The organism is Maritalea sp., from assembly GCF_047634455.1.
GTDB lineage: Bacteria > Pseudomonadota > Alphaproteobacteria > Rhizobiales > Devosiaceae > Maritalea.
In genome coordinates, this window is record NZ_JBLIAI010000080.1 from 1 (window position 1) to 10,003 (window position 10,003).

13 protein-coding genes and 1 pseudogene are annotated in these 10,003 nt (G+C 49.6%); 13 read left to right on the plus strand and 1 reads right to left on the minus strand.

Annotated features, from left to right (window positions below):
- The 13 genes and pseudogenes from ACJAZW_RS14120 to ACJAZW_RS14180 form a co-directional block, all read left to right on the plus strand.
- Nucleotides 1–231, plus strand: a pseudogene (locus ACJAZW_RS14120) (preprotein translocase subunit SecY); the annotation flags it as partial.
- Nucleotides 228–797 carry an adenylate kinase gene (locus ACJAZW_RS14125; RefSeq protein WP_415159210.1) on the plus strand — a complete coding sequence of 190 codons (570 nt, stop codon included), beginning with the start codon at nucleotides 228–230 and terminating at the stop codon, nucleotides 795–797. The pseudogene ACJAZW_RS14120 and the gene ACJAZW_RS14125, both read left to right, overlap by 4 nt.
- A gap of 199 nt (nucleotides 798–996) precedes the next feature.
- Entirely contained in the window at nucleotides 997–1,365 is a 369-nt protein-coding gene (rpsM, locus tag ACJAZW_RS14130) for a 30S ribosomal protein S13 (RefSeq protein WP_415159234.1), read from the plus strand.
- A gap of 89 nt (nucleotides 1,366–1,454) precedes the next feature.
- On the plus strand, nucleotides 1,455–1,841 hold the full coding sequence (rpsK, locus tag ACJAZW_RS14135) for a 30S ribosomal protein S11 (protein WP_415159212.1): 387 nt from the start codon (nucleotides 1,455–1,457) through the stop codon (nucleotides 1,839–1,841).
- A gap of 101 nt (nucleotides 1,842–1,942) precedes the next feature.
- A complete protein-coding gene (locus tag ACJAZW_RS14140; protein WP_415159214.1) occupies nucleotides 1,943–2,959 on the plus strand; it encodes a DNA-directed RNA polymerase subunit alpha in 1,017 nt (338 codons plus the stop codon).
- A 39-nt stretch (nucleotides 2,960–2,998) separates the two neighbouring features.
- Nucleotides 2,999–3,424, plus strand: coding sequence for a 50S ribosomal protein L17 (gene rplQ, locus ACJAZW_RS14145; RefSeq protein ID WP_415159216.1), 426 nt, complete (start codon nucleotides 2,999–3,001; stop codon nucleotides 3,422–3,424).
- 128 nt (nucleotides 3,425–3,552) lie between these two features.
- Complete coding sequence (locus ACJAZW_RS14150) at nucleotides 3,553–4,959, plus strand: Do family serine endopeptidase (RefSeq protein WP_415159218.1); 1,407 nt, start codon at nucleotides 3,553–3,555, stop codon at nucleotides 4,957–4,959.
- 1 nt (nucleotide 4,960) lies between these two features.
- Nucleotides 4,961–6,280 carry a replication-associated recombination protein A gene (locus tag ACJAZW_RS14155; RefSeq protein WP_415159220.1) on the plus strand — a complete coding sequence of 440 codons (1,320 nt, stop codon included), beginning with the start codon at nucleotides 4,961–4,963 and terminating at the stop codon, nucleotides 6,278–6,280.
- A gap of 30 nt (nucleotides 6,281–6,310) precedes the next feature.
- A complete protein-coding gene (crcB, locus tag ACJAZW_RS14160; protein ID WP_415159222.1) occupies nucleotides 6,311–6,691 on the plus strand; it encodes a fluoride efflux transporter CrcB in 381 nt (126 codons plus the stop codon).
- Nucleotides 6,688–7,692 (plus strand): RluA family pseudouridine synthase, encoded by a 1,005-nt coding sequence (locus ACJAZW_RS14165; protein ID WP_415159224.1) that lies wholly within the window; start codon nucleotides 6,688–6,690, stop codon nucleotides 7,690–7,692. Before crcB ends, ACJAZW_RS14165 begins: the two co-directional genes overlap by 4 nt.
- A gap of 3 nt (nucleotides 7,693–7,695) precedes the next feature.
- Entirely contained in the window at nucleotides 7,696–8,070 is a 375-nt protein-coding gene (locus tag ACJAZW_RS14170) for a DUF1801 domain-containing protein (RefSeq protein ID WP_415159226.1), read from the plus strand.
- The gene (locus ACJAZW_RS14175) at nucleotides 8,070–8,732 is read left to right on the plus strand and encodes an HAD-IA family hydrolase (RefSeq protein WP_415159228.1); all 663 of its coding nucleotides are present in this window, start codon (nucleotides 8,070–8,072) and stop codon (nucleotides 8,730–8,732) included. The genes ACJAZW_RS14170 and ACJAZW_RS14175 overlap by 1 nt, the downstream gene beginning before the upstream one ends.
- A gap of 5 nt (nucleotides 8,733–8,737) precedes the next feature.
- Nucleotides 8,738–9,520 (plus strand): ATP12 family chaperone protein, encoded by a 783-nt coding sequence (locus tag ACJAZW_RS14180; RefSeq protein WP_415159230.1) that lies wholly within the window; start codon nucleotides 8,738–8,740, stop codon nucleotides 9,518–9,520.
- Here ACJAZW_RS14180 and folK read toward each other — a convergent pair.
- The gene (folK, locus tag ACJAZW_RS14185) at nucleotides 9,517–9,969 is read right to left on the minus strand and encodes a 2-amino-4-hydroxy-6-hydroxymethyldihydropteridine diphosphokinase (protein ID WP_415159232.1); all 453 of its coding nucleotides are present in this window, start codon (nucleotides 9,967–9,969) and stop codon (nucleotides 9,517–9,519) included. The two genes, ACJAZW_RS14180 and folK, sit on opposite strands and share 4 nt — an antisense overlap.
- Nucleotides 9,970–10,003 lie beyond the last annotated feature (34 nt).

The window sequence follows — 10,003 nt, forward strand, 5'->3', positions numbered from 1 at the left end:
GTTTTGACACGGATTACGATAGTGGGTGCAACCTATCTGACACTTGTTGCTTTGATTCCCGAGGTGCTGGTTTCTCAATTGAACGTATCTGCGTTCCTTGGCGGAACTTCGCTGCTCATTATGGTCGCGGTAACACTTGATACGATTTCACAAGTCCAGTCGCACTTGATTGCGCAACAATATGAGGGCTTGGTGAAAAAATCTCGTTTGGGAGGACGGCGGAAAAAATGAGGCTAATTCTATTAGGACCACCTGGTGCGGGCAAAGGTACCCAAGCTCAATTTTTGATTGAGAAGTTTGGCATCCCTCAACTTTCAACTGGTGATATGTTGCGTGCTGCAATTGCAGCGCAGACAGCCCTTGGACTTGAAGTGAAAGACATAATCGCCCGTGGTGACCTCGTTCCTGACGAAGTTGTTGTTGGCATTATCTCTGATCGGTTGGACGAGGCGGATTGTTCTAATGGGTTTATTCTTGATGGCTTCCCCAGAACGACCGCTCAAGCAGAGGCGCTTGAGGAATTGCTAAAAGATAAAGGTATTGCGCTTGATGCTGTTGTCGAGATGCAAGCCGATGCTGATACGCTGGTTGGGCGTATTCTGGCTCGTGCGGCTGAATCAGGCGGCGCACGTGAAGACGATAATGAAGAGGTTCTTCGTAATCGGTTGGACGTGTATCAAGAGCTTACAGCACCCTTGGTTGACTTTTATTCGAAGAAAGGCCTCGTTAAAACCGTTGACGGCATGGCAGGAATCGAAGAAGTCACTACATCAATATTGGCAGCTTTGGCTGCCTGAAGAATGTCTGATATATCCCTTATCAACCTAGCTGTTGACTTTGGGCAGGAAACTCGGTTATGAACCGCGCTTAGTTATACGCATTGGTGCGACTGGGCTCGGTTTCTTGAAAGAATTGCAAGAGGCCGAATGCTGGTCTGTTGCTGTTGTGTGGACGCGGATCATGGTGATCTGCATTGAATTTAAGGAGATCAGCAACGTGGCACGTATTGCTGGTGTGAATATCCCGACTAATAAGCGCGTAGAAATTGCGCTTCAGTATATTCACGGGATTGGTGCAAAGCACGCATCTGAAATTTGTGAAAAAGTAGGTATCCCTGCGGAACGTCGTGTAAACGAGCTTTCCGACGCGGAAGTAATTCAGGTTCGTGAAACAATCGATCGTGATTACATCGTGGAAGGTGACTTGCGTCGCTCGGTTGCTATGAACATCAAACGTTTGATGGACATGGGTAACTATCGCGGCCTTCGTCATCGTCGTGGATTGCCTGTGCGTGGTCAAAACACGCACAATAACGCTCGGACTCGTAAGGGCCCAGCGAAAGCAATCGCAGGTAAGAAGAAATAAGTTTGGTGTCCCGGTTGGTCGGGGCGCTGTTTGTTTCGGTGGAGCTACCGTCTGAGAGCGGTGGTGATGAGATCGTATAAGGAAAAATCATGGCTAAAGAAGCGCGCGTTAAGCGTCGCGAGCGGAAAAACATCACTTCTGGTGTTGCGCACGTAAATTCTACATTTAACAACACGATGATCACGATCACTGACGTTCAAGGCAATACTATTGCTTGGTCATCAGCGGGTACTATGGGTTTTAAAGGCTCTCGTAAGTCTACGCCATATGCTGCGCAGGTTGCTGCTGAAGATGCTGCTAAAAAAGCACAAGAGCACAATATGAAGACATTAGAAGTTGAAGTTTGCGGTCCAGGTTCTGGCCGTGAATCAGCGTTGCGCGCTTTGCAAGCTGCTGGATTTACAGTCACAAGCATCCGCGATGTGACTACAATTCCACATAACGGATGTCGTCCACGCAAACGTCGTCGCGTTTAATTCACGTTTCCATCCGTTAGGCCAAACGGGTGGGTGTGGAATTTTACATTTCATGCGGCCTTCGGCGGATGGACCGCATTATTGAAAGGGTGTAAACTATAATGATCCAGAAAAACTGGCAAGAACTGATTAAGCCGACAAAACTGGACATTGTACCGGGAAATGATCCGGCACGCGTTGCGTCCGTTGTCGCTGAACCACTAGAGCGTGGTTATGGTTTGACATTGGGCAACGCGTTGCGTCGGGTATTGTTGTCTTCATTGCAAGGGGCTGCGGTTACCGCAATCCAAATTGACGGCGTGCTGCACGAGTTTTCCTCTGTGCCAGGCGTTCGTGAAGATGTCACCGATATGGTGCTCAACGTTAAAGAGATTTCAATTCGTATGGAAGAAGAGGGCCCCAAACGGCTCACTTTGTCTAAGAAAGGCCCGGGCGCTGTCTTGGCTGGCGATATTGAAGTTTCTGGCGATATTGAAGTTCTAAACCCTGAATTGGTTCTGTGCCACCTTGATGATGGTGCTGAAATCAACATGGAATTCACTGTTGAGACTGGCAATGGCTATGTGCCTGCTGATCGCAATCGTCCAGAAGATGCACCAATTGGCTTTGTGTCTGTTGATGCGTTGTTTTCGCCCATCAAGCGTGTGTCATACAAAGTGGAGAATACCCGCGAGGGCCAAGTTCTTGACTATGACAAGCTTAATTTGACGGTTGAAACGGACGGTTCAATTTCTCCTGAAGATGCTGTGGCTTTTGCCGCACGTATTTTGCAGGACCAATTGAATGTATTTGTGAACTTTGAAGAGCCTGAGAAAGAAGTGATTGAGGATTCAACTCCTGAACTCGCTTTCAACCCAGCTCTGCTGAAGAAAGTTGACGAACTTGAATTGTCTGTGCGTTCTGCAAACTGCTTGAAGAACGACAACATTGTGTACATTGGTGATTTGATCCAAAAGTCGGAAGCGGAAATGTTGCGCACACCGAACTTTGGCCGTAAGTCATTGAATGAAATAAAAGAAGTTCTGGCGCAAATGGGTCTGCATCTTGGTATGGATGTAGCTAACTGGCCGCCTGAAAACATAGAAGATCTCGCGAAGCGTTTTGAAGATCATTATTGATCTTTTTCGCTTAACGCATTGAGTTGACAGGAGAATAGAATGCGCCACCGTAAATCCGGTCGCAAGTTGAACCGAACAGCAAGCCATCGTAAAGCGATGTTTGCTAATATGTGCGCGTCGCTTATCAAGCACGAGCAGATCGTTACAACTTTGCCTAAGGCCAAAGACCTACGTCCGATTTTGGAAAAACTGATTACGCTTGCGAAAAAGGGTGACCTTCACTCTCGTCGTTTGGCTGCTTCTCGCATCGGCGACGAAACACAAGCTAAGAAGTTGTTCGATATTTTGGGTCCACGTTATCAAGACCGTCAAGGCGGCTATACACGTGTTCTTAAAGCGGGCTTTCGTTATGGCGACAACGCTCCAATCGCAGTGATTGAGTTGGTTGATCGTGATGTTTCTGCAAAGGGCCTGGATTCTGGTCCAACTGCTGAACGTCAAAAAGATACAGAAGAAGCCGCGTAATTTTTGCGTCGTTGCTTTTGAAGAATTAGGGCGTCCTTTTGGGGCGCCTTTTTTTGTTTGTACTCAAAATTGCCAAGGTTTATGCCTATTTGTGGTTAGGTTTTGAATCAGCAATGTGAGTTAAATCTATGATCCGGCAAGTGTTTGCGGTTTTTGCTTTGTTTTTGTTTGTGCAAGTGGGTGGTGCCTATGCGCAAGAAAAGACTGTCCCCCAATCAAAAGTTCAAATTAATCTTTCGTTTGCACCCGTTGTCAAAAGTGCTGCGCCTTCGGTGGTCAATGTTTATGCAACCAAGATTACGCAGCAGCGCCAGTCGGATTTTAATGACCCCTTCTTTAATCGTTTTTTCGGTCAGAACAGTCCGTTCACACAACGTCGTCCTCAAAAGTCGCAGTCTTTGGGGTCCGGTGTGGTGGTCGATAAATCAGGAATTATTCTGACCAACAACCATGTTGTGGCCGGGGCGCAGGACATTCGTATTTCGCTGGCCGACGGGCAGGAGTTTCTAACTGAATTGGTTCTTGCTGATGAAGAGACAGATCTTGCTGTGCTCAAAGTGAAGAACCCGCCACAGGACGGATTTGTTGAGGTGCCTTTTGCTTCTGACGAAAGTTTAGAAGTGGGTGATTTGGTGTTGGCAATCGGCAACCCTTTCGGTGTGGGACAAACCGTGACCAGTGGGATTGTTTCGGCGTTGGCGCGCACCGGGGTTGGGGTGAGTGATTTTCAGTTTTTTATCCAAACTGATGCCGCAATTAACCCGGGGAACTCTGGTGGTGCCTTGGTGAATATGCGCGGCGAACTGGTGGGGATTAATACAGCGATTTATTCCCGTTCTGGTGGATCAAACGGTATTGGTTTTGCTATTCCTGCCAGCATGGCCAGGTTTATCGCTGATGCTGGCATAAAGGGTGGTGAAATCATTCGGCCATGGCTGGGCGCGCGTCTACAAGCCGTCTCTAATGATTTGGCTGCAGGGTTGTTGCTCGGGCCGCCGCGTGGCGCATTAATAACAGACGTTTATCCTGGCGGACCGGCGGATCAAGCTGGCCTTGTGTCTGGTGACGTTATTCTTGAGGTAAATGGGCGAGGTATTGCGGACCCTGGCGCATTTGAATACCGATTTTCAACCCAGCCGGTAGGCGAGCAGGTGGAGCTTTATGTGGCGCGAGGCGGAGATGCGCTCGTGATCAAACTGCCGCTGGTTGCGTTGAACGATGGGGTAGGTGGGGATCAGATTTTGCTGGAGAATGCTGGTCGGTTCAGTGGCGCGTATGTGCGTGAAATCGGCCCCGTAGAGATTGAAAAATACGGGTTTCCTTATGATTTCACGGGCGTAATCGTGAAGGGCTTGGTGGATAATTCTGCCGCACAGCGCCTCGGCTTGCGCGAAGGGGACATTATTCTCTCGCTCAATGGTACAGTGATTGAACGGGCGAAACAGCTTGAAAAGATTGTGCAACGACCTGTCAGCGGTTGGCGGCTGAGGGTGCGGCGTGGTAATCAAGTCATCAATAGCTTTGTAAGCGGGTGATATGAGCGACCTATTTGTTGAAGAATTGCGGAACGAACCAGATGAAGATCGGCCTTTGGCCGATCTTTTGCGTCCGCAATCTTTAACTGAAGTTGTTGGGCAAGATCATTTGCTTGGCGAAGAAGGCATTTTGACCCGGATGATTAAATCTGGCCGTCTTGGCTCGATGGTGTTTTGGGGCCCGCCGGGTTCGGGCAAGACAACGGTTGCGCGGCTTTTAGCAGAAAACGTCGATTACCACTTTCATCAAATATCTGCGATTTTTTCCGGCGTTGCTGATCTTAAAAAGGTATTTGAGCAAGCAAGGGATTTGAAACGGTCTGGCAAACGTACGCTGCTGTTTGTTGATGAGATTCATCGCTTCAATCGCGCCCAGCAAGATAGTTTTTTGCCGGTGATGGAAGATGGCACATTGGTGCTTGTTGGTGCGACAACCGAGAACCCTTCGTTTGAGCTTAATTCCGCGCTTTTGTCGCGTGCACAAGTCCTCACGTTTAAGCCCCATGATGATGATGCCGCCGAACAGCTGTTGCTGCGTGCGGAAACTCATATGGGGCGCTCGTTGCCTTTGACAGAAGATGCGCGCCTCGGGCTCGCTGAAATGGCAGATGGAGATGGCCGGGCGCTGTTGGGGCTTGTCGAAGAAATATTTGCAGCGGTGCAAGAAGGTGAAGAACTGGGCCGCGAGGGGCTGGAGCGGATCGTTCAACGCCGAGCGCCGGTGTACGACAAAGGACAAGACGGCCACTACAATCTGATCTCTGCGCTACACAAGACCATTCGGGGGTCTGACCCTGACGCAGCGCTTTATTATTTGACCCGGATGCTGGTTTCTGGCGAAGATCCGATGTTTTTGGCGCGTCGGCTTATTCGCATGGCTGTGGAAGATATTGGTTTGGCTGACCCAAATGCTTTGCTTCAATGCATTGCCGCGCGGGATGCATTTCAAATGTTGGGTTCGCCTGAAGGCGAGTTGGCGCTTGCTCAAGCTGCGGTATATTTGGCAACGGCGCCAAAATCGAACGCGGTCTACACCGCTTACAAGCAAGCAACTGCATATGCCAAGCAAACGGGTTCGCCAACGCCGCCGATGAATATTTTGAATGCACCGACCAAATTGATGAAATCGTCAGGGTATGGCGAAGGTTATGTTTACGACCACGACACACCTGAAGGCTTTTCAGGGCAGGAGTACTTCCCTGATGATTTAGGGCGACAAGAGTTCTATCATCCTGTAGAACGCGGGTTTGAACGCGATGTGCAAAAGCGCATGGACTATTTCAAACGCTTGCGTTTGAGTAAAACTACAGGCAAAAGCTAGCCTAAAAGAACGAAGACGAAAGACAGATTGATGTCCTATTTGCTTGTTGGCTTAGGTGGTGCTTTGGGTGCTATGGGGCGACACGGTGTTGGTCAGTTGGTCATGCGCCTCGGGCTGATCGGTTATCCTTACGCGACGATGTTCGTGAATGTGGTTGGCTCTTTCATTATTGGGTTGATTATTGGCTATTTAGCCAAAGCGACGCCCGAATGGGGTCATTCAGCACGTTTGTTGCTGGCCACTGGGTTTTGTGGTGGGTTCACGACATTTTCAGCGTTTTCGCTTGATGCCATTGTGCTTTATGAGCGTGGGCAGGTGATGGCCGCTGCTGGATATGTTGGTTTGTCTGTTGTGCTTTCGATCGCAGCATTATTTGGCGCGTTAGCGCTTATGAAAGGGTTAGCCCTATGAGTGGCACCGGTGTACAACAAAGAATAGTCGCCAAAGAAGAAGAAGGCATGCGCCTTGATCGATGGTTTTCTGTGCATTTCCCAGATTTGCCGTTCTCACGTCTACAGCGGATCATCCGCAAGGGCGAAGTGCGAATTGACAAAGGCCGCGTCAAAGCAAACACACGTCTTGCTAAAGGGCAAACAATTCGCGTACCGCCGATTGGCGACCTTCCAGAATCCCATCGCGAATACAAGCCCCGCGTCGTTGAGAAAGACGTGCGTTTTCTGCGCGATATCACGCTTTATGAAGATGACGACATTTTGGTGATCAACAAGCCGCATGGTATGGCGGTTCAGGGCGGCACCGGCACGAAGTGGCATCTGGATAAATTGCTTGAAAGCATCCCAAATAAAAAAGGCGAAAAACCGCGGCTGGTGCATCGCTTGGACCGGGACACGTCTGGCTGTTTGCTGATTGCAAAAACCAGATCAGCTGCTTCTCATTTTGGCGAGGTGTTTCGCTCTCGTTCTGCGCGCAAAATCTATTGGGCGGTGACAGCCTATGTGCCGCATCCAAAGCAAGGCAAAATCTCTTGTTTTGTGGCGCGTCAGAGCACGGAAGACGGCGAGCAAATGCGTGTCGTTAGCCAAGGTGTTGATGGTGCGCAGCATTCCATGACGCATTATTCGGTGACCGAGGACGCCGGCGGAAAATTTGCTTGGGTAACGCTTAAGCCTGTTACCGGCCGCACGCATCAATTGCGCGTACATATGCGGGAAATGGGCACACCGATCATCAATGATCCGCGCTATTTCGACATTGAAAACTGGGAGAAGCCAGACGATCTCGGCGAAGGTCTGCATTTGCATGCCCGTCGACTGGCATTGCCTTTGCCAAGTGGTAAGCGGTTGGACATAACCGCGCCACTGCCACCGCACATGCAAAAAACCTTCGATATGTTTGGCTTTAACGTTAAACACTACGATCCAAATGACGAAGATGCTTTAGACGAGGATTGATGCGTGCAAGATCTCAGCCATTTTGCAAAACTCGATGAACCAATAGCTGCAATTGCACATGCGGTTTACGAGTTGGTGGCTGAAATTGATCCCACTTTACATCGAATGAAACGCTGGGGTTTTCCTGGGTTTGTCGGCAATTCGACAATTGGTACGGTCTGTGGGCATCCTCATCACGTCAGTTTTCAGTTCTTTTACGGCGCGCACTTGCAAAACCCTGCCGGTTTGCTGGAAGGCACGGGAAAAGACCTTCGACACATTAAGTTTTTCTCGATGGCTGACGTTGCTCGTGACGGTGTCCGAGACGTGATTATTTCTGCAATTGAGTATGACAAAACATTGCGCGACGAAGGGTTGCGGGCGAGGGCGGAGATTTAATGCGGTTGGTGATTTTTGATGTTGATGGCACAATCGTCGATAGCGCAGCGCATATTGTTGAAATTGGACAGCAGGTCTTTCGAGAGAATGATCTGGCGGTTCCCTCTGATCACGATATTCGATCTGGCATCGGGTTGAGCCTTGATGTGGCTATGCTGCGCCTTTTGGACGTAAAAGATCACGACCTTGCTCGAAAACTTGAGCAAGAATATCGCGACCATTTTAATCACAAAATAGAAAATGGCTTGATTGACGAACAGATTTATAAGGGCGCTGCAGAGGCGATTGCGACCTTAGGGAGCCAAGATGAAACGCTTTTGGGTATTGCCACTGGCAAGCGTCTAAAAGGCGTGGAGCGCCTATTCAAGGAGCAGGGGTTTGGACACTTGTTTCACACTTTGCAAACGCCGGACAATAATCCGTCAAAGCCACATCCGGGCATGATCCACACCGCCATGTCAGAAACTGGTGTGAATGCCACAAAAACGGTGATGATTGGTGATACATCATATGATATGGAGATGGCCAAAGCGGCGGGCGCTAAGGCATTGGGCGTGAACTGGGGTTATCATGACCATGGGACCTTGCGTCGAAGCGGTGCGGATTTGGTGATTGACCACTATCATCAGCTCATTGATGCAATAGACGAATTGACGAGGTAGACAGCATGCGTGAAATTTTGGAAGACGCCCAAGCACATATTGAAGATGGCTATGGACGCGCACAAAAGCATCAAAAACAACATCTGCCGAAACGCTTTTACAAAGAAGTGAGTGTTGGCACTGTCGAGAATGGGTTTTGTGTGCTTTTGGATGGCCGACCGATCAAAACACCCGGCAAAATGATTGTGCAGGTGCCAAGCCAACGGCTTGCCACATTGCTTGGAGCAGAATGGGCCGCTGTCGTTGGCGATATTGACCCAGCAAAGATGCCGCTTACTCGGTTGGTCAATACCACCGTTGAAAAGGGCGAAGAGACGCTGGACGCCGTCAAAGCAGAAATCGTCAAATTTGCTGGCAATGATTTGCTGGCTTATCGGGCAGAAGGCCCGCAAGATCTGGTCGACCTACAGTCCAAACATTGGGACGCGGCATTAGATGCTTTTTCAAAACGATATGACATATCGTTCAAGGTGATCATCGGCGTCATGCATCAGGATCAGCCAGCAGAAGTGCAGTCCCGGATTGGGGAACTGGTCAAGCCATATGGTGTTTTGGCAGCATTTTCGACAATGTTGATTACGTCAGTCACGGGGTCAGCGGTTCTTGCTGTTGGCTTGAGCGAGGGTTTGTTTACCCCCGAGCAAGTTTTGACGGACGCCTATGTGGACGAAGATTATCAGTCTAAGCAATGGGGCGAAGATGGTGAAGCCATACGGATGCGTGCGTTCAAAAAGCAAGATTTTGATGCTGCGGTGAAAGTGCTCGAACTCGTAGGGCGCGAAGCTTAGGCTTCGGGCACAGTCGTTTCGGCCTGTTTTTTAATCCATTCAACGACTGATGGTGCAATTTCCTCCAACGGGTCCATCACAAATGCACGCTCGTGGGCGTGGGGATGGGGGATCGTTAGTCGTTCAGATTGAAGTATTGACTGGCCAAACGCGATCACATCAATGTCGATAAGGCGAGGGCCCCACTTTTCATCGCGCGTCCGCCCCATAGCTTTCTCAATCATCAAACAAGAATCAAGCAAATCGATGGGGCCAAGGGCCGTCTCGACCTCAATCGCCATATTGAGGAATGGGTCCTGATCGGTTTTGCCCCATGGGTCTGTTTCGATAATACGTGATTTGCGGGTGATGTGAACGTCTGGATGCGCATCAAGACGTCGCAACGCTTCAAGCAGTTGCGCGCGTGGGCGCCCGATATTTGCGCCAAGTCCAAGCCAAGCTCTGCCCATTATTTAGTCTCCCGATCACGGAACATTTCAATTG